General features: G+C 64.8%; 17 protein-coding genes and 1 tRNA gene. 6 read left to right on the top strand and 12 right to left on the bottom strand.

Annotated elements, in window-relative coordinates:
• Positions 1-34 precede the first annotated feature (34 nt).
• On the bottom strand, positions 35-3,541 hold the full coding sequence (rpoB, locus tag J1902_RS04095; RefSeq protein WP_207614991.1) for a DNA-directed RNA polymerase subunit beta: 3,507 nt from the start codon (positions 3,539-3,541) through the stop codon (positions 35-37).
• A 386-nt stretch (positions 3,542-3,927) separates the two neighbouring features.
• Here rpoB and J1902_RS04090 point away from each other — a divergent pair, with 386 nt between their 5' ends.
• Both J1902_RS04090 and J1902_RS04085 read left to right on the top strand, forming a co-directional pair.
• Positions 3,928-5,127: an acetyl-CoA C-acetyltransferase gene (locus tag J1902_RS04090; protein ID WP_207614990.1), complete on the top strand. Its 1,200-nt coding sequence runs from the start codon at positions 3,928-3,930 to the stop codon at positions 5,125-5,127.
• Between the two features lie 13 nt (positions 5,128-5,140).
• Positions 5,141-5,608, top strand: coding sequence for an aminoacyl-tRNA deacylase (locus J1902_RS04085; protein WP_207614989.1), 468 nt, complete (start codon positions 5,141-5,143; stop codon positions 5,606-5,608).
• A 73-nt stretch (positions 5,609-5,681) separates the two neighbouring features.
• Here J1902_RS04085 and rplL read toward each other — a convergent pair whose 3' ends face one another.
• The 9 genes from rplL to J1902_RS04040 all read right to left on the bottom strand — a co-directional run bounded on the left by rplL (position 5,682) and on the right by J1902_RS04040 (position 12,229).
• A complete protein-coding gene (gene rplL, locus J1902_RS04080) occupies positions 5,682-6,059 on the bottom strand; it encodes a 50S ribosomal protein L7/L12 (RefSeq protein ID WP_207614988.1) in 378 nt (125 codons plus the stop codon).
• A 75-nt stretch (positions 6,060-6,134) separates the two neighbouring features.
• The gene (gene rplJ / locus J1902_RS04075) at positions 6,135-6,728 is read right to left on the bottom strand and encodes a 50S ribosomal protein L10 (protein ID WP_207614987.1); all 594 of its coding nucleotides are present in this window, start codon (positions 6,726-6,728) and stop codon (positions 6,135-6,137) included.
• A gap of 302 nt (positions 6,729-7,030) precedes the next feature.
• Entirely contained in the window at positions 7,031-8,173 is a 1,143-nt protein-coding gene (locus tag J1902_RS04070) for a GNAT family N-acetyltransferase (protein ID WP_207614986.1), read from the bottom strand.
• Positions 8,170-9,309 (bottom strand): GNAT family N-acetyltransferase, encoded by a 1,140-nt coding sequence (locus J1902_RS04065; protein WP_307794363.1) that lies wholly within the window; start codon positions 9,307-9,309, stop codon positions 8,170-8,172. The genes J1902_RS04070 and J1902_RS04065 overlap by 4 nt, the downstream gene beginning before the upstream one ends.
• A 146-nt stretch (positions 9,310-9,455) precedes the next feature.
• Positions 9,456-10,163, bottom strand: a complete 708-nt coding sequence (rplA, locus tag J1902_RS04060; protein ID WP_207614985.1) for a 50S ribosomal protein L1 — start codon at positions 10,161-10,163, stop codon at positions 9,456-9,458.
• Between the two features lie 131 nt (positions 10,164-10,294).
• Positions 10,295-10,726, bottom strand: coding sequence for a 50S ribosomal protein L11 (gene rplK / locus J1902_RS04055; RefSeq protein ID WP_018773647.1), 432 nt, complete (start codon positions 10,724-10,726; stop codon positions 10,295-10,297).
• Positions 10,727-10,855: 129 nt separating this feature from the next.
• Positions 10,856-11,677 (bottom strand): transcription termination/antitermination protein NusG, encoded by an 822-nt coding sequence (nusG, locus tag J1902_RS04050; protein ID WP_207614984.1) that lies wholly within the window; start codon positions 11,675-11,677, stop codon positions 10,856-10,858.
• Between the two features lie 115 nt (positions 11,678-11,792).
• On the bottom strand, positions 11,793-12,074 hold the full coding sequence (gene secE, locus J1902_RS04045; protein WP_207614983.1) for a preprotein translocase subunit SecE: 282 nt from the start codon (positions 12,072-12,074) through the stop codon (positions 11,793-11,795).
• Positions 12,075-12,156: 82 nt separating this feature from the next.
• Positions 12,157-12,229, bottom strand: a tRNA-Trp gene (locus tag J1902_RS04040).
• Positions 12,230-12,482: 253 nt separating this feature from the next.
• Between J1902_RS04040 and J1902_RS04035 the strand changes: the two genes are divergently transcribed.
• On the top strand, positions 12,483-13,712 hold the full coding sequence (locus J1902_RS04035) for a pyridoxal phosphate-dependent aminotransferase (RefSeq protein ID WP_207614982.1): 1,230 nt from the start codon (positions 12,483-12,485) through the stop codon (positions 13,710-13,712).
• A 107-nt stretch (positions 13,713-13,819) separates the two neighbouring features.
• Here the strand turns inward: J1902_RS04035 and J1902_RS04030 are convergent, their stop codons facing one another.
• The gene (locus tag J1902_RS04030; protein ID WP_207614981.1) at positions 13,820-14,494 is read right to left on the bottom strand and encodes a LuxR C-terminal-related transcriptional regulator; all 675 of its coding nucleotides are present in this window, start codon (positions 14,492-14,494) and stop codon (positions 13,820-13,822) included.
• Positions 14,491-15,855, bottom strand: coding sequence for an ATP-binding protein (locus tag J1902_RS04025; protein ID WP_207614980.1), 1,365 nt, complete (start codon positions 15,853-15,855; stop codon positions 14,491-14,493). The genes J1902_RS04030 and J1902_RS04025 overlap by 4 nt, the downstream gene beginning before the upstream one ends.
• A gap of 123 nt (positions 15,856-15,978) precedes the next feature.
• Between J1902_RS04025 and J1902_RS04020 the strand changes: the two genes are divergently transcribed.
• From J1902_RS04020 to J1902_RS04010, 3 genes are read left to right on the top strand one after another with little or no spacing between them, the layout of a single operon-like run.
• On the top strand, positions 15,979-17,454 hold the full coding sequence (locus J1902_RS04020) for a PspC domain-containing protein (protein ID WP_207614979.1): 1,476 nt from the start codon (positions 15,979-15,981) through the stop codon (positions 17,452-17,454).
• A gap of 1 nt (position 17,455) precedes the next feature.
• The gene (locus J1902_RS04015) at positions 17,456-17,857 is read left to right on the top strand and encodes a hypothetical protein (protein ID WP_307794362.1); all 402 of its coding nucleotides are present in this window, start codon (positions 17,456-17,458) and stop codon (positions 17,855-17,857) included.
• A 31-nt stretch (positions 17,858-17,888) separates the two neighbouring features.
• The gene (locus J1902_RS04010; protein WP_207614978.1) at positions 17,889-18,134 is read left to right on the top strand and encodes a PspC domain-containing protein; all 246 of its coding nucleotides are present in this window, start codon (positions 17,889-17,891) and stop codon (positions 18,132-18,134) included.
• Positions 18,135-18,322 lie beyond the last annotated feature (188 nt).

Here is an 18,322-nt window from a genome sequence, read left to right as displayed (position 1 = left end):
ACGGCGGGCGGTGAGGCCCGCCGTCGGGCGCCTGCTAGACCTCTTCTACGGAACTGGGCTCTGCACGAGACAGATCGATGCCCAGTTCTTCCGCAGCCGTGAAGACTGCGTCATCAGAGTCACGCATTTCGATTGTGGTTCCGTCCGTGGAAAGAACTTCCACGTTCAGGCACAACGACTGCATTTCCTTGATCAAGACCTTGAAGGACTCGGGAACACCCGGCTCGGGGATGTTCTCGCCCTTGACGATGGCCTCGTAGACCTTCACACGACCATGGATGTCATCCGACTTGATCGTGAGGAGTTCCTGAAGCGTGTAGGCGGCGCCATAGGCTTCGAGCGCCCACACTTCCATTTCACCGAAGCGCTGGCCACCGAACTGTGCCTTACCACCCAGCGGCTGCTGCGTGATCATGGAGTACGGGCCGGTGGAGCGAGCGTGGATCTTGTCGTCCACCAGGTGGTGGAGCTTCAGGATGTACATGTAGCCGACGGAGATCGGGTCCGGGAACGGCTCGCCGGAGCGGCCGTCGAACAGACGGGTCTTGCCGGAGGAATCGATCAGGCGGTCGCCGTCACGGGTCACGTTGGTGGAATCCAGCAGACCGGTGATTTCCTCTTCACGGGCACCATCGAACACCGGGGTGGCGACGGTGGTCTGGCCGGATTCACGGGGCAGGTTCGGAAGGTTCTTGACCCACTCCGGCTCGCCTTCGATCTTCCAACCGGTCTTGGCAACCCAGCCAAGGTGCGTTTCCAGCACCTGGCCGACGTTCATTCGACCCGGAACACCCAGCGGGTTCAGGACGATGTCCACCGGCGTACCGTCGGCAAGGAACGGCATGTCTTCTACGGGCAAGATCTTGGAGATGACGCCCTTGTTGCCGTGGCGGCCGGCGAGCTTGTCACCGTCGGTGATCTTGCGCTTGGCTGCCACGTAGACGCGGACCAGCTGGTTCACGCCCGGGGGCAGCTCGTCGTCCTGGTCGCGGTCAAAGACGCGCACGCCGATGACCGTACCGGACTCGCCGTGGGGCACCTTCAGGGAGGTGTCGCGGACTTCGCGGGACTTCTCACCGAAGATGGCACGCAGCAGGCGCTCTTCCGGGGTCAGCTCGGTTTCACCCTTGGGCGTGACCTTGCCTACCAGGATGTCGCCGGCTTCGACCTCAGCACCGATGTGGATGATGCCGCGTTCGTCCAGGCCTGCCAGGACTTCCTCGGACACATTGGGGATGTCACGGGTGATTTCCTCGGCACCAAGCTTGGTGTCGCGGGCATCGATCTCGTGCTCCTCGATGTGGATGGAGGAAAGAACGTCCTCAGCCACGATGCGCTGGGACAGGATGATGGCATCCTCGAAGTTGTGGCCTTCCCATGACATGAATGCCACAAGCAGGTTCTTACCGAGGGCAAGCTCGCCCTGGTCCGTTGCCGGGCCGTCGGCAATGATGCCGCCAACCTCGAGGCGCTGGCCTTCGTTCACCAAAACGCGGTGGTTGTAGCAGTTGCCCTGGTTGGAACGGGCGAACTTGTTGATGCGGTAGTTGGTTTCCGTGCCGTCGTCGTTGATCATCACGACGAGTTCAGCGGAGACCTCGGTGACCACACCGGCCTTCTTCGCGATGACAACGTCACCGGCGTCGACGGCAGCTGCGCGCTCCATGCCGGTACCCACGAACGGGGCCTCGGAACGGACCAGCGGCACGGCCTGGCGCTGCATGTTGGCACCCATGAGCGCACGGTTTGCATCGTCATGCTCGAGGAACGGAATCAGGGCGGTTGCCACGGACACCATCTGGCGCGGGGAAACGTCCATGAACTGGACCTCGCCGGCGGGAACCAGAACGGGCTCGCCTCCACCACCACGGGCACGGACGAGGACGGTCTCCTCGGCGAACTTCTTGTTGGCGTCAAGCGGAGCGTTGGCCTGTGCGATCAGGACCTCTGCTTCGTCGTCGGCCGTCAGGTACTGGACCTCGTCGGAAACGACGCCTTCGGCAACCAGGCGGTACGGCGTCTCGATGAAGCCGAACGGGTTGATGCGGCCGTAAGATGCCAGCGAACCGATCAGACCGATGTTCGGGCCTTCAGGGGTTTCGATGGGGCACATACGTCCGTAGTGGGACGGGTGAACGTCTCGGACTTCCATGCCTGCACGGTCACGGGACAGACCACCCGGGCCAAGGGCCGAGAGGCGGCGCTTGTGGGTCAGACCCGAAAGCGGGTTGTTCTGGTCCATGAACTGCGACAGCTGGGACGTTCCGAAGAACTCCTTGATGGCTGCAACAACCGGGCGGATGTTGATCAGGGTCTGCGGCGTGATGGCCTCGACGTCCTGCGTGGTCATGCGTTCGCGAACGACGCGCTCCATGCGGGACAGACCGGTGCGGACCTGGTTCTCGATCAGTTCGCCGACGGCGCGGATGCGACGGTTGCCGAAGTGGTCGATGTCGTCGATCTCGACGCGGAGCTCGTGGTCTTCGCCATCGCGCTTGCCCATGAGGGTCTTCTCACCGGCGTGCAAGGCAACCAGGAACTTGATCATGGCGACGATGTCTTCAACGTGCAGGACCGAAGCTTCCTTGTCGCCAAGGGAGCGGTCGATGCCAAGCTTGCGGTTGATCTTGTAACGGCCAACCTTGGCCAGATCGTAGCGCTTGGAGTTGAAGTACAGGTTATCCAGCAGGGACTGGGCAGCCTCGACTGTGGGCGGCTCGCCCGGACGCAGCTTGCGGTAGATGTCCAGAAGCGCGTCTTCGCGGGTTTCGGTGGCGTCCTTCTCCAGCGTTGCGCGCATGGAGTCGTACTGGCCAAACTCTTCCAGGATCTGGCCTTCGGTCCAGCCGAGGGCCTTGAGCAGCACGGTGACGGACTGCTTGCGCTTGCGGTCGAGGCGGACACCGACCTGGTCGCGCTTGTCGATTTCAAGTTCGAACCATGCACCACGGGACGGGATGATCTTCGCAGTGAAGATGTCCTTGTCACTGGTCTTGTCAGCGGTGCGCTCGAAGTAGGCGCCCGGCGAACGGACCAGCTGGGAGACAACGACACGCTCGGTGCCGTTGACGACGAACGTTCCCTTTTCCGTCATCAGGGGGAAGTCGCCCATGAACACGGTCTGCTGCTTGATTTCGCCCGTGTTGTTGTTCATGAACTCGGCCTTGACATACAGCGGTGCCGAGTAGGTGGCGTCACGGTCTTTGCATTCGGCCATGGTGTACTTCGGGTCAGCGAACTCCGGCTCGGAGAAGCTCAGGGACATGGTGCCCTGGAAGTCTTCAATCGGGGAGATCTCTTCGAAGATGTCGGCAAGTCCGGAGGTGGTGGCGACGCTGAGGTCGCCCTCCTCGACAGCCTTCGCTACCCGCGCCTGCCAGCGTTCGTTTCCGACCAGCCAGTCAAAGCTGTCTGTCTGCAGGGCGAGAAGATTCGGAACATCAAGGGGTTCGTGAATCTTTGCGAATGAGAGGCGGCGGGTGGCACCATCGGTGCTTGCCGTGTTAGCGGTTTCGTTATTAGAGGTGCTCGAGGCGACCAAGAGGGATCCTTCCACAGACCTTCAGGCGTTTTCAGATCTCCCCCGTTTGCACCCTGCAGAGTGACTCCGCAGCGTACTTATCCGGTTCCGCTATATGACCCGGCCCCAGCCTGGCCACTGCCTTGCACGTATCAAACGGCATGTCAATGGTGCAGCTGAGAGGTAAAGCCCACCGCTATATGAAGGCTGAAGGTTAACAGGGAAGACGCAAACATCTACGCTACGGCAAATCAGCCTCTCTGTCTACCCCACTTCCCGTCTGAATGCAAGCACGGTTGCCGCAGGCACCTATGGCGGAATGGACGCCCGACCCCAAGCGTTTGAATGGATAGCTGACTTTCCTCGCGGTAGCCTAAGCACACCAATCCCGGATCGGAAGAGAGATCATGAGCAACACTGCCGACAACAACGACGTTGTCATCCTGGCCGCAGCCCGTACCCCGCAGGGGCGGCTGAACGGCCAGCTGGCCGGATTCACCGCCGTCGAGCTCGGCGCCCACGCCATCAGCTCCGCCATCGCGGCGAGCGGCGTCCCCGCCGACAAAGTGGACGCCGTCATCATTGGCCAGGTGCTGCAGGCCGGCGCCGGCCAGAACCCCGCCCGCCAGAGCGCCATCGCCGCGGGCGTCGGCTGGAACATCCCGGCCGTGACCATCAACAAGGTCTGCCTCTCCGGGCTCACCGCCGTGATCGACGCCGCGCGCCTGATCCGCAGCGGCGATGCCACGGTGGTGGTGGCTGGCGGCCAGGAATCCATGACCCGGGCCCCGCACCTGCTGCCGGGTTCGCGCCAAGGCTGGACCTACGGGGCTATCCAGGCATTGGACGTGGCAGCCCATGACGGCCTCACCGACGCCTTTGACGGCGAATCGATGGGCCTGTCCACGGAAAGCAAGAACGTCACGCTCGGCATCGACCGCCGCTCCCAGGACCAGGTGGCCGCAGCCTCGCACCAGCGTGCGGCCGCAGCGGCGGAACAGGGCGTGTTCGACGTCGAGATCGCTCCGCTGAGCGTCAAGCAGCGCAAGGGCGATCCCGTGGTGCTGACCGCCGACGAGGGCATCCGCGCGCAGACCACCTTGGAAACGCTGGCCCCGCTCCGGGCCGCCTTTGCCAGCGACGGCACCATCACCGCGGGCAACTCCTCTCCCCTATCCGACGGCGCCTCCGCGCTGGTGCTGACCTCGCGGAAGTTCGCCGAGGACAACGGCCTCGACTACCTCGCGGTGGTGGGCAAGCCCGGCCAGGTCGCCGGACCGGACAACTCGCTGCACTCCCAGCCGTCCAACGCCATCAGGAGCGCCCTGGACCGTGCCGGCTGGACCACGGATGACCTGGACTTCATCGAGATCAACGAGGCCTTCGGCTCCGTGGCCGTGCAGTCCCTGAAGGACCTTGGCTACCCGCTGGAGAAGTGCAACATCCACGGCGGCGCCATCGCCCTGGGCCACCCCATCGGCGCCTCCGGGGCCCGGCTGGCGCTGCACGCGGCCCATGAACTCAAGCGCCGCGGCTCCGGCAAGGCCGCGGTATCCCTGTGCGGCGGCGGCGGCCAGGGCGAAGCGCTCCTGCTGTACCGCGACTGATGGGCAGCCACCGATGAGCGGCACGGAGCGGTTCCTGGCCGATGCGGCCGCCCGCGGGCTGGACGTCCAGCTCGTGGAACGCTCGGCGGCCAGGAGCCTCGAGGAGGCCGCGGAAATCCTGGGCATCACTCCGGCCGACATCGTGAAGTCGTTGGTGGTCAAGCATCGGGACGGCAGCTTCCTCTTCGCCCTGATCCCGGGTGACCGCCAGATATCCTGGGCCAAGCTGCGCGCGCTGGTGGGCGTGAACAAGCTCTCGCTGCCACATGCCGACGTCGCCTTCGCTGCGACGGGCTATGAGCGCGGCACCATCACGCCGCTGGGGAGCAGCACGCCGTGGCCCGTCTACGCGGACGCCAGCATTGCGGGGCGGCGGATCTCCATGGGCGCCGGGGCGCACGGCCACAGCGCCTTCGTGGACGCCGACGCCCTCACCGCAGCCCTGGGCGCGGTGGTGGCGGACATCAGCGAACCCAACTGAGGGTTAAAGCAGGAAACCCCGCACGGACGGATCCGTGCGGGGTTCCTTGGCAAGAATTGCCAGGCAAACCGAATTACTTGAGGGTAACGGTTGCGCCAGCTTCTTCGAGCTGAGCCTTTGCCTTCTCGGCAGCTTCCTTGGTGGCGCCTTCGAGAACAGCCTTCGGTGCGCTGTCAACCAGGTCCTTGGCTTCCTTGAGGCCCAGGGCGGTGATGGCGCGAACTTCCTTGATCACTGCGATCTTCTTGTCGCCAGCAGCTTCGAGGATGACGTCGAAGTCGGTCTTCTCTTCTGCAGCTTCAGCAGCGCCGCCGGCAGCGGGGCCAGCAACAGCAACAGCAGCAGCCGTAACGTCGAAGGTCTCTTCGAAGAGCGTAACGAACTCGGAGAGCTCGATGATGGACAGTTCCTTGAAAGCTTCAATGAGCTCTTCGTTGGTGAGCTTCGCCATGTTAGGCGTCCTTCCTTTAGGTGGTGCCGCCGCGGGCTATGCCCGCTCCTGCACCGAGATTGATTGGGGGAGAACTTAGTTCTCTTCGGTTGCGGCTTCAGCGGCCTCGGCCGGAGCCGCAACCTCTTCAACAGCAGCCTCTTCGGCGGCCGGGGCTTCTTCAGCGGCCGGTGCAGATGCGCCGCCCTCTTCTTCAAGCTTCAGGCGCAGAGCGTCAATGATGCGTGCAGCTGCGGAAGCAGGAGCCTTGAGGACTCCGGCGACACGGGCGAGCTGCAGTTCACGGGACTCGAGGGCTGCCAGTGCGGCAACCTCTGCTGCGTTCAGTGCCTTGCCTTCGAAGTAACCGGTCTTGATGACCAGCTGCTTGTTAGCCTTGGCAAAGTCCGTCAGGCTCTTTGCAGCAGCAACAGCGTCGCCCTTGATGAAGGCGATTGCAGTGGGGCCTGCAAGCTGACCGTCGAATGCTTCGACACCAGCTTCCTTGGCTGCAATGGCGCTCAGGGTGTTCTTTACGACCGAGTACTTGGTGTCCTGGCCGAGCGCAACACGGAGTTCCTTGAGCTGTGCAACAGAGAGCCCGCGGTATTCGGTCAGGACAGCGGCGTTCGATTCCTTGAAATCGTTCGTGATCTCAGCTACTGCAGAGATCTTGCTAGGCGTTGCCATAACCCTCCTTCCGGGGAATAAAGCCGGTCTTCCGGGTCCCCGCTCAAGAGAGCTAAAACTAAAAACGCCCCGCGCAGATGCACGGGGCTTGGCTCAACACAGCAGAAACTGCGGAGACTTGCTTCGTTCACCTGCGCCGGCCGCCCAATGTTCAGGGTCCTTCGTCAGGGAATTCACTGGATTCTTCCGTGCGTGGCTGCAGAATTGAGCTGCGCCCGAAAGAGTGGATTCCCATCAACCGACGGTCTTTGGTGGTTCAAGCTTACGGGAGGCGCAACAGCAAACCAAATCGGGGCCCTGCGCTATTCCGAGGAGGTCATCTTGGGGCCCATGTCCGGAAGCTCCTTTTGCCAGAGTCCGGTGACTCCCGCCGTCGTAAACCCCAGTTGCTTGTTGACGGTCAGCAGGTAGCGGTTTTCCGGGGCATTCCACGTGTAGATCACGCGGGCGTCCGGGAACTGCTCACTCAGCCGTTCCATGTTGGCGACCTTGATGAGGAGCCCCAGCTTGTTGCCGCGGTGTTCCTGGAGGACGATGGTGTCGTCCTGGAAGACCACGTCCTGCCGCTGGGCCAGGACGCTGATGGTGGTCAGGCCGGCCAACCGCCCGGTGGCGAGGTCCTCGACGGCGGTGACAACAGTGCGGCGGCCCTGCGCGACGGCGGCTTCCTCCGCCTCCCGCAGGATGCCGGCGTCGAACACCATTCCGGACAGCTCGGGACCGGCTTCGTCTTCCTCGGGCGCCACTTCGCCGGCGGCGTTCTCCAACACCGCCACGGCTTCCAGCCATGCAGCGGGGCAGCGGTCCGTCCAGTGGTGCAGGCGGTACCGGCCGGCATTGGCCTCCTCCGCCTCGGACTGGAGCCCGGCCACCAGTTTCGAGTCCAGGGGCAGGGCGCAGGAGCTGAACTGCTCTATGTGCTGCAGCGCGTAGCCGGCCCGTTGGGCGAAATCGACCTCGCGGCTGGCGATTGGCACGAAGCCCAGGCCGCTGCCGGGGACGAGCTGCCCGTCGGCCTGGGTATGCAGGGACGCGGCGGGGTGGTTGGTGTCCACCAGGATCATCGTGCGGCCCTCGGCGCGCGCCAGTTGTTCGGCGGCCTCCAGGAGCTGGCGGCCGACGCCCCGGCGCTGGTATTCAGGCAGGATGTCCAGGGTGAATTCCGCCAGGTCCATGTTGTCCGTCAGCGGCAAGGCGATGTCCGCGGTTCCCACAATGATGCCGTCAATCTTGGCAACCAGGATGATCTGACGTTCGTAGGGGTCGGCGAGCTCCAGCAGCTTCTCGAGCGGGGTGTAGGCGAGATCGTCGGTACCCCAGGTCTGCATGCGCACCTTGCGGCTGACCTCGACGGCGGCCAGAAAGTCGGCCGCATCCGCCTTGTCCAGGGAATCCGGAACCCAGAGCTGCTCGATCTGAATGGTGCTTGCCTCGTCTACAGTCATTCCAGCCGTTTCTGCCACTCGCCTTCGATTCCGGCGGGCCTGAATCCGAGGGCAATATTTATGGCCAGCATATGCCGGTTTTCACTGGCATTCCATGTCATGACGGACTTCGCGTCCGGCCACTGCAGCTGCGCACGGCGGAGGTTGGCGATCTTGGCCAGCATGCCCAGACGGTGCCCGCGGTGCCCCGGCGCCACCAAGGTGTCCTCCTGGTTGACGATGCCTGGAAGGGCGGCCCGGTGGTTGAGCACGGTGTACGCCGCCAGTTCGCCGCTGCCGTCGTGCCGGGCCACCGCCACGAGGGATTCGATGCCGCTCTTGCACCAGGTGTCCTCTTCCGCGCGGACCCGGGCCACATCCCAGCGCTCGCCCTCCCAGCCCAGGCCTGCGATGGGCACCTCAGTGGTCATGAGGCTCTTGAGTGCCGCGTAGGCCTCCACGACGGTTTCGGGGCACCGGTCCTGCCACAACAGCAGTTTGTAGTCGCGTGCATGTTCCAGGGCATCGCGTTCAAGGGTGGACAACAGCCCGGACGGCACCGGCAGCGGCAGAAGGCTGGTGGTCTCCACCTGTTCCAGCGAATAGCCGTGCCGCAGTGCGAAGCCGGTGGACGCCGCCTCGCGGGGAACGCCGCCGGTTCCCGATTTAGCGGCCAGTTCCGGGGCGCCCTCGGGAAAGGATCCGATCGGTTCACCGCAGTAGCTGTCGAAGACGGTCCTGCCGCGTTCGCGCGCCAGGCTTTCCATGCGTCCAAGCATGGCGGTTCCAATGCCCTGCCGTCGGTGGGCCGAGGCCACCAGTATCTCGATCCCCGCCTCATCGGTGTTCTCCGACAACGGAAGGGTCAGCGAGCACCTGCCCACCGCGACGCCGTCGAGCCTGGCCAGGAAGGCCTGGCGTTCCTCGTAAGGGCTCCCCCGCCAATACATCAGGGACTCCGTCAGCGTGGCACAGCGGTCCAGGTTGCCCCAGACCTCCAGCTCCTCGGCGGTCCCCAGCTCATGGAAGGCGCGGAAGTCCGCCGGTGCGGCAGGCTCTCGTTCGGCGGCGTCCAGGGCACCGTCCGGCTCGGCCGTGATGGCGATGCGTGCGATCTTGAGTCCGATGGGTTGTGGAGGGTTCGACGTCGGCGTCACGCGTCACAGCCTACGGCCGCCCCCGCGTCCTGGACAATGCTCCCTTGGCGGCTTTCGGAACGGTGCCCGGGACGTGCCTGCCGCATAAAAAAAGGACCGCCCGGCAATGCCGGACGGTCCTTTACAGAGCCAACGCTCCCGGAAGCTTACGCTTCGGTAAGAACCTTGGTGACGCTCGGGTCAACGGTGATGCCCGGGCCGAACGTCGTGGCAACGGTGGCCTTCTGGATGTAGCGGCCCTTGGAAGCGGACGGCTTCAGACGAAGGACCTCTTCCAGTGCAGCTGCGTAGTTCTCGGCCAGCTGAATGGCGTCGAAGGAAACCTTGCCGATGATGAAGTGCAGGTTGGAGTGCTTGTCGACGCGGAAGTCGATCTTGCCACCCTTGATGTCGTTGACGGCCTTGGCGACGTCAGCGGTCACGGTGCCGGTCTTCGGGTTCGGCATCAGGTTACGCGGACCCAGGACCTTACCGAGGCGGCCAACCTTGCCCATGAGGTCAGGGGTGGCAACGGCTGCGTCGAAGTCGGTCCAGCCGGCTGCGATCTTTTCGATCAGGTCATCGGAACCAACGAAGTCGGCGCCGGCAGCGATTGCTGCTTCAGCCTTGTCGCCCGTTGCGAAAACGAGGACGCGGGCGACCTTACCGGTGCCGTGCGGCAGGTTGACGGTGCCACGGACCATCTGGTCTGCCTTGCGAGGGTCAACGCCCAGGCGGAAAGCGACCTCAACGGTTGCGTCGAACTTGGAAGGGTTGGTGTCCTTCGCGAGGTTGATGGCTTCGAACGGGGCGTAGACCTTGTCTGCCTCGATCTTGGCTACGGCTGCCTCATATGCTTTGCTGCGCTTTGCCATGCTGCTTACTTCTCCTTGTGCAGTTGTGGTCTGCGGACCGCGCGGGCCCTGCCACAGTCGAGGATCCGGCAAGGATCCTGCGACATTTCAATGATTCTGTTTGCCGGTTGCCCGGCGGTGGAAGGCTGTTATTAGCCTTCTACGGTGATGCCCATGGAGCGGGCGGTACCGGCGATGATCTTGGCAGCGCCTTCGAGGCTCGTGGCGTTGAGGTCTTCCATCTTGGTGGTGGCGATCTCGTTGACCTGGGCCTGGGTCAGCTTGGCAACCTTGACGGTGTGCGGGGTAGCCGAACCCTTGGCGACGCCTGCAGCCTTCTTGATGAGCTCTGCAGCCGGCGGGGTCTTGGTGATGAAGGTGAAGGAACGGTCTTCGTAGACCGTGATTTCAACCGGGATAACGTTTCCGCGCTGGGCTTCCGTTGCAGCGTTGTACGCCTTGCAGAATTCCATGATGTTGACACCGTGCTGGCCAAGCGCAGGACCGATCGGCGGAGCCGGGTTAGCGGCACCTGCCTGGATCTGCAGCTTGATGAGGCCGGTGACCTTCTTCTTGGGAGCCAATGTAGGTCCTTCTCTCAATAGCTTCCTGCGGCACAGGAGCGTGCCTCAGGTTTTTGGCCGCCATGGCGAGGCGGCCGGCCGCTCCAGTCCTGCTAAGCAGGCAGAACCGGGGCGAAGTTTTCGGATCAACTAGATCTTGGTGACCTGGTTGAATGCCAGGGTAACCGGGGTCTCGCGCTCGAAGATCGACACCAGGACCACAAGGGTCTGGGACTCCACCTTGATCTCGGAGATCGTGGCGGGAAGGGTCTCGAACGGACCCTCCTTGACGATGACGGATTCGCCGACCTCAAAGTCAACATCAACCGCTGCAGCTGCGTGCTTGACCGGCTTGCCCTTCTCGGCCTGCTCTTCTTCGAAGACCGGGGCGAGCATGGAGAAGACTTCGTCCAGACGCAGCGGGACCGGGTTGTGGGCGTTGCCCACGAAGCCGGTGACACCGGGGGTGTGGCGGACGGCGCCCCACGAGGCGTCGGTCAGGTCCATGCGGACCAGGACGTAGCCGGGGATGCGCACGCGGTTGATGACCTTGCGCTGCGCATTCTTGATCTCGACAACCTCTTCCATGGGCACCTGGATTTCGAAGATGTAATCTTCCATGTCCAGGGTCTGGATGCGGGTTTCGAGGTTGGCCTTCACGCGGTTTTCGTAACCGGCGTAGGAGTGGATGACGTACCAGTCACCGTCCTGGCGGCGCAGCTTGGCCTTGAATTCCTCGGCCGGATCGGCGGGCGCTGCAGCAGCAGCAGCGGCCAGTGCGTCGTCGTCGGAAGCGTCCTCGTCAGATTCGTCGTCGGCGTCGTCCTCGTCGGACTCGTCCTCTGCGTCTGCAATTTCGGGCGCAGCAGAGTCAACCTCGGACTCGTCCGCGGCGTCAGCCGTGGCGTGGGCCGTGCCTTCAGCGGGCCGATCCAGCTCAGTCTCAGTTACCTCGAGCTCCTGCTCAGACACTTGGTCTCCTGCTTCCTCATTGCCTAACATGCCTATTTAAATGACTCAATTCCACAAACCCCGCAGAATCCCTTTATTTCCGGGGATTTCCGCGCTGTTTGCGGAGCGATCCGCTTTAGCTGTCCCTAGCGCCAGTGCCGCCGAAGATCCAGCCGGCTCCGGTACCGAAGGCCAGGTCCAGAAGTGCGACGATGAGCATCATGATGGCTACGAACACCAGCACCACGAGCGTGTAGTTGATCAGTTCCTTGCGGGTCGGGGCGACGACCTTCTTCAGTTCGCCGATGACCTGGCGGACGAAAAGTGCAATTCGAGCGAAGAAGCCGGAATCGGACTTCTTGGCGGGACGGCCCTTCGAGCTGCTTGCAGCTGTTTCGGTCACCTGGTCCTCACTCACCTATGCAAACGTCGTTGACCCGGCCCTGATTAGAGCCATGGTTGCTGCGCTTGTTCCGGTGTTTCCACCGGAACAGCTTGCGCAGGGCAGACAGGACTCGAACCTGCAACCTGCGGTTTTGGAGACCGCTGCGCTACCAATTGCGCCACTACCCTTTGGATGTGAATCCATGTTTCAGGCCGCACTTCAGCCTGCGGCGTTTTTCAACACCGGTGAACCAGTCTACGCAAGAATTTCGCGATAGTCGAACCGGCCCGTTTTCGGATCCCCCAGCCCCGGACAAGCCGTGTCAGAGTCAACTGTCACAAACTTCCGTGGGCGCCCGGGAGCTCCGCAGAACAGCATAAAGTAGATCTCGTCGAATCCCATCATCCAGCTCCTGAGCTGCCTGCGAAGAACGGTACTTTAATGTCTGCCGGAATACCCGCCGCCCGCATTTCACAGCGAATCTCTGCCATCGCCGAATCCGCCACCCTTGCCGTAGACGCCAAGGCCAAGGCACTCAAGGCTGCAGGCCGTCCGGTGATCGGCTTCGGTGCCGGTGAACCCGATTTCCCCACGCCGGACTACATCGTCAAGGCCGCCATCGAAGCCGCGGCCCAGCCCAAGTACCACCGCTACTCCCCCGCTGCCGGCCTTCCTGAGCTGAAGCAGGCCATCGCGGACAAGACGTTCCGCGACTCCGGCTACAAGGTGGAAGCCTCCCAGGTCATGGTGACCAACGGTGGCAAGCAGGCCGTATACAACACCTTCGCCACGCTGGTGGATCCGGGCGACGAGGTCATCATCCCCACCCCGTTCTGGACCACCTACCCGGAGGCCATCCGCCTCGCTGGCGGCGTGCCGGTTGAGGTGTTCGCCGGCCCGGAGCAGGGCTACCTGGTCACCGTTGAGCAGCTCGAGGCAGCCGTCACGGACAAGACCAAGATCCTGCTGTTCGTCTCCCCGTCCAACCCCACGGGCGCCGTCTACAGCCCGGAGCAGGTCGCCGAAATCGGCAAGTGGGCCGCGGCCAAGGGCCTGTGGGTTGTCACGGACGAGATCTACGAGCACCTCACCTACGATGGCGTGCAGTTCACCTCCATCGCCACGGCCGCGCCGGAACTCGGCGACAAGGTTGTCATCCTCAACGGTGTGGCCAAGACGTACGCCATGACCGGCTGGCGTGTGGGCTGGATGATCGGCCCGGCCGACGTCATCAAGGCCGCCACCAACCTGCAGTCGCACGCGACGTCGAACGTCTCGAACATCATGCAGGTCGCCGCCGCTGCCGCAGTTTCCGGCCCGCTGACCGCCGTCGACGAAATGAAGGTCGCCTTCGACCGCCGCCGCAAGGCGATCGTTGCCGGCCTGAACGCGATCGAGGGCGTTGAATGCCCGACGCCGACCGGCGCCTTCTACGTCTACGCCGACGTCCGCGGTCTGCTGGGCAAGGAATTCCCGACGGCGGCCGGCAGCGCCACGCCGTCGACCTCCGCGGAACTGGCCGCGCTCATCCTCGACGAGGTTGAAGTGGCGATTGTTCCGGGAGAGGCCTTCGGTCCTTCCGGCTACGTGCGCCTGTCCTACGCCCTGGGCGACGAAGACCTGGCCGAGGGCGTCCGCCGCCTCCAGGAGTTCCTGGGCAAGGCCAAGTAACCCGCCTTCCCGGAACGCTCCTGCACCAAAAAGTGCAGGAGCGTTCCCGTTTAAGCCCCCAAAGGTGAGAGAGCGTCAGGCGAAATGGCACCAAAGGTGAGAGAGCGTCAGAGGAGGCGGCGCTCGGCTGCCCATTTGGTGAGCTCGTGCCGGCTGGACAGCTGGAGCTTGCGGAGCACGGCCGAGACGTGGGTTTCCACGGTCTTGATGGAGATGAACAGCTCCTTGGCCACTTCCTTGTAGCTGTAGCCGCGGGCGATGAGGCGCATGACTTCCAGCTCGCGGGCGGAGAGCCGGTCCAGTTCGTCGTCGGCAATGTCCGCCGGGGCGGTGCCGAAGGCGTCCAGCACGAAGCCCGCCAGCCGCGGCGAGAACACGGCGTCGCCGTCGGCCACGCGCATGACGGCGTCGGAGATCTCGGCGCCGGAAATGGTCTTGGTGACGTAGCCGCGGGCGCCCGCCCGGATCACGGCCACCACGTCCTCGGCGGCGTCGGACACGCTCAGGGCCAGGAAGCTGGTGCTCCCCAGCAACGTTGCCGAGCCGCTGATGACCTCACGGCCGCCACCGCCCAGGCCACCGGGCAGGTGCACGTCCAGCAGCACCACCTCCGGCCGAGCCTCCGCGATCACCGCGATGGCCTGGTCCACGGTGCCGGCCTCGCCCACCACGTCGATCCGGGCGTCGAGATCGGCCTTGAGGCCGGAACGGAAGATGGCGTGGTCGTCGACGATCACCACCCGGACCGTACGTTCAGGGGTTCCCTCGGGTGTGCCGTTCATGGTTTTTCTTCTCCAATCCGTGCCTCTGCGGTGTCTGCGGCCTTCAGGCCCAGTCGTACCTCGGTACCGTCGGGGCTGCTGGCGATGACGGCGGTGCCGCCGTGACGTTTCATGCGGCCGATGATGGATTCCCGGACGCCCAGGCGGTCCTCGGGGACGGCGTCGGGGTCGAAGCCGGGGCCGCGGTCCTTGATGAAGATTTCGCTGCCGGCGTCCGAGCTTTCCAGATAGACGGACACCGTTCCGCCGCCGTGCCGGGCCGCGTTGAGCATGGCCTCACGGGCCGCCTGGACAAGGGCCTCGTGCCGCTCCGTCATGGCGGCATCGCCCACGGTGACCACGTCCACCGCATGGCCGTGGGTGTCCTCCACCTCGGCGGCGGCTGCCTTGATCCGGTCCGCGAGGAGTCCGGCGTCCTTGGCGGCGTCGCGGTACAGCCAGATGCGCAGCTCACGCTCCTGGGCTCGGGCCAGCCGCACCACGTCCTGTTCGGAGCCCGCCCGGCGCTGGATCAGGGCGAGCGTCTGCAGCACGGAATCGTGCAAGTGTGCGGCGATCTCGGCCCGCTCCGTTTCCCGCACCCGCCCGGCCCGCTCGGTTTCCAGGTCCTTCCAGAACTTCAGGCCCCACGGCAGAAGCACCAGGGCCACCCCGCCAAGGACCGCCACCGAGGCCAACAGCGCCAGCCAGGTCTGTTCCCAGGAGCCCGATCCAGAGACCATCACCAGCACCCCGGCCACCACTAGGGCCAGTCCCGCGGCCAGGCGGACCCAGCCGCCGGCCTGGTCCGCCTTGGTCTTGTCCACCAGGCCGGCCCGGCGGGTCTCGTCCAGCTGCATCCAGGCGATCGCGGCGCCGCCAAGGATTGCGGCTGCCGGGATCAGCGTGCCCAGGGGAACGTCGACGCCGAACTGCCGGGCGATGAGGATCGCCGCGACGAGGAGCAGCCCCGCACCCAGCAGGATCTCTTTCCCGTACTGGATGCGGCGGGTCCTGAACCAGGCCGCCACGGCAGGTGCGGGAACAGCAAAAGGCGGGGCGCCGCCGTCGGGCAGTGGTCCGAGTGGCAGTGGTCCGCGGGGAGCCTCCCGGACCACGGGAGCCGGCAGGCTCACGGCAGGAGCAATGGGCGACGCCGGGCGGCGGGCATTGCGACGGGCGCTTTCGTCTGCGGTGGGAACCATCGTCCACAGCCACGCATAGAAGGCCACGCCGGCACCGCCGGCAAACGAAGCAAGCACCATCCCGAGGCGAACGTACTTCACCGGCCAGCCCAGATGGTCCGCCAGGCCGGCACAGACGCCCGCGATCATGCGGTCGCTGCTGCGGACCAGCGGCGGGCGTTGCAGGGCGGTTGTCATGGTTCCATCCAAACACGGATCAGGGTTCCCCGGACCCGAAAACCCGGTACTTCGGGGTCTCTCAGGGATCGTTCAGGGTATCCCCCAGTAGAGGCCGAGGGGCAGGAACGGCAGGATCGAAGTATGAACCCGAACAGCATGAACCCAGAAGAATCCGGACGGCCCGGAGACGCCGGCGGACCGGAGGAACCCGCCCGGCCGGCCCCGGGAACCACTCCCCCCGGACCATCCCAGCCGGGTCCCGTCCCGCCCGGCCCCGTCCCGCCCTTCCAGCCCGCAGCACCGCAGAACTTCTTCGACTGGATCCGCAGCCAGGGCATCAGCCGCGGCCAGGACCGGTGGGTGGGCGGCGTGGCCAGCGGCATCGCGCACCGCTTCGGCATCGATCCCCTGATCGTGCGGGGAATCTTCATCGTCCTCGCCCTGTTCGCCGGTGTCGGCGTGCTGCTCTACGGCATTGCCTGGGCGCTCCTGCCCGAACCCGACGGCCGCATCCACGTCCAGGAGGCCGGAGCGGGCCGCTGGACCGGTGGCATGACCGGCGCCGTCATCACCACCGTCATCGGGCTTCCGGGCCTGGGCCGCGGCTTCTGGGGCTGGGGCTGGAACGGCCTGCCCGGGCTGTTCTGGACCCTGTTCTGGGTGGGCGGCATCTTCTACCTGATCTACTTCCTCGTCCAGCGCAACAAGGCGCGGAACGGAGCACGAAACATGGGCGCACAGCAGTTTGCGGCCGCAACCGCCACGGGTCCGCAGAGCGGATCCGCCGGCCCGGGCAACGGCACCTCCTACGAAGGCGGCCTGCCCGTCTATGGTGCGGCACCGCCGTCGGGCCCCTACGGCTCCGGCTCCTACGGCGCCGGACCTTACGGTTCTGGCTCCTACGGTTCCGGCGGTCCCGGCAATCCTTCCGGCCCCCCGATCCCTTCGGTTCCGACCCCGCCCCACAGCCGCCCGCCGCATGCCAGGCGGCCCGGCCCGGGAGCCGCGATGGTAGCGGTGTCCGCCGGTTCGGCGCTGCTGGCAGGAGGGACGCTCAAGGCACTCGACGCCGGCAACGTCATCCACCTCGGGAACGCCGCCAATGCGGTGGTCTGGGCGGCAGGTGCCGCGGTCCTTGGCCTGGGCGTCCTGGTGGCCGGCCTCCGCGGACGCACCTCGGGATTCATGGGATTCCTGGCCGTGGTTGCCTTGATCATCGGCGGCATCTTCAACGTGGTCCCCAACGGAGACCGCTTCACGATGCGCGACGCCGACTGGACGCCCATCAGCATCGAGCAGGCACGTGACGGTTTCGACATCACCGGCGGCAAGGGCACGGTTGACCTGCGCCAACTGGGAATCACTCCCCCGCTGGCCGTTGACGTGGTGGTCCCGGTGGACGCCACCGCCAGCAACCTCACCGTGGTTATCCCCGCCAACGTGCCTGTGGAGGTCCGGGCCGACGTGACCTTCGGAAACCTCCACGGCGACGGCTCGCAGGACTTTGGTCGCTCGGACAACAGCACCAGCAGCTACAACACCGACAAGCCCGGCGCCAAGCTGATCGTCAAGGTCGATGCCACCTTCAGCAACGTCACCATCCAGAAAGGAAACTGACATGAGCACGCAGGAACCGACTCCCGCACAGGAGCCCACGGAACGCCTTGCGGCACCACGCCTGGAACAGATCCCGCTGACGCCGCCGCTGGAGCCCACGGTCTTCCCAAACCAGTGGGGAACGCAGTACACGCCGGGAACGGATTCAGGAGCCGATGCCGCTCAGGCGGTACCGTCGCAGGCCCGCATCGGGACGGTGGTCTGGGGGCTGGTCATCCTGGCCCTCGCCACCCTCATCATCATTTCGAAGCTCGGCGTGGTGGCCCTCAACGGCACGTACGTGTTGATCGGGCTGATGCTGGGCGCAGGTGCCGCCCTGGTGATCGGCGGCCTGCTCTCGGCGCGGTCCAAGAACAGCGCCCGGAGCGGCAACAAACCGGCTGGCACTGCTGGCATCAAGTGACAAAGCAGCCAGGACAGGGAAGGCTGTAACCATGGACAAGTTCTTCAGCATCGTCAGGGGCTTCGGCCTGAAGCGCGGACCGCAGCGTTGGCTGGGCGGGGTGTGCGGCGGAATCGCCGCCAAACTCAAGGTGGACGTGGCCTACGTCCGGGTGGCGTACCTGCTGTTCTGCCTCCTGCCCGGCCCGGCCTTCGTGGTCTATGTGGCTGCCTGGCTGCTTCTTCCGGACCAGAACAACAAAATCCAGCTCGAGGCGCTCCTGTCCGGCAGGTCCTGACGGTTCGCAAGCGCCCCGCCCATGCCGGCCGGGCGCTTCTCCGTTGGCTTGTTGCCGCCGGATTGCCACTACCGCACGGCCCGGCTGGATGTAACCATTTGTGTCGCAACCCACATAGCTGCCTACAATCATTGGGAGCTCAGCGTGGCGCTCTGCATGTATTCCTCCAAGCCATGATTTGAGCGCAC

This window comes from Arthrobacter cavernae (assembly GCF_017368795.1).
In the GTDB taxonomy this organism is placed as follows: Bacteria; Actinomycetota; Actinomycetes; order Actinomycetales; family Micrococcaceae; genus Arthrobacter; species Arthrobacter cavernae.
The sequence above is the reverse complement of the archived record's forward strand: the minus strand, read 5'-3'. Positions and strand labels throughout refer to the sequence as shown.

Coding starts and splice junctions, on each gene's coding strand:
- rplA (WP_207614985.1), bottom strand. CDS start 10,163: ATGGCAAAGCGCAGCAAAGCATATGAGGCAGCCGTAGCCAAGATCGAG.
- J1902_RS04025 (WP_207614980.1), bottom strand. CDS start 15,855: ATGACAACCGCCCTGCAACGCCCGCCGCTGGTCCGCAGCAGCGACCGC.
- rplL (WP_207614988.1), bottom strand. CDS start 6,059: ATGGCGAAGCTCACCAACGAAGAGCTCATTGAAGCTTTCAAGGAACTG.
- J1902_RS04015 (WP_307794362.1), top strand. CDS start 17,456: ATGAGCACGCAGGAACCGACTCCCGCACAGGAGCCCACGGAACGCCTT.
- J1902_RS04085 (WP_207614989.1), top strand. CDS start 5,141: ATGAGCGGCACGGAGCGGTTCCTGGCCGATGCGGCCGCCCGCGGGCTG.
- J1902_RS04030 (WP_207614981.1), bottom strand. CDS start 14,494: ATGAACGGCACACCCGAGGGAACCCCTGAACGTACGGTCCGGGTGGTG.
- J1902_RS04020 (WP_207614979.1), top strand. CDS start 15,979: ATGAACCCGAACAGCATGAACCCAGAAGAATCCGGACGGCCCGGAGAC.
- J1902_RS04090 (WP_207614990.1), top strand. CDS start 3,928: ATGAGCAACACTGCCGACAACAACGACGTTGTCATCCTGGCCGCAGCC.
- J1902_RS04010 (WP_207614978.1), top strand. CDS start 17,889: ATGGACAAGTTCTTCAGCATCGTCAGGGGCTTCGGCCTGAAGCGCGGA.
- J1902_RS04035 (WP_207614982.1), top strand. CDS start 12,483: ATGTCTGCCGGAATACCCGCCGCCCGCATTTCACAGCGAATCTCTGCC.
- J1902_RS04070 (WP_207614986.1), bottom strand. CDS start 8,173: ATGACTGTAGACGAGGCAAGCACCATTCAGATCGAGCAGCTCTGGGTT.
- rplJ (WP_207614987.1), bottom strand. CDS start 6,728: ATGGCAACGCCTAGCAAGATCTCTGCAGTAGCTGAGATCACGAACGAT.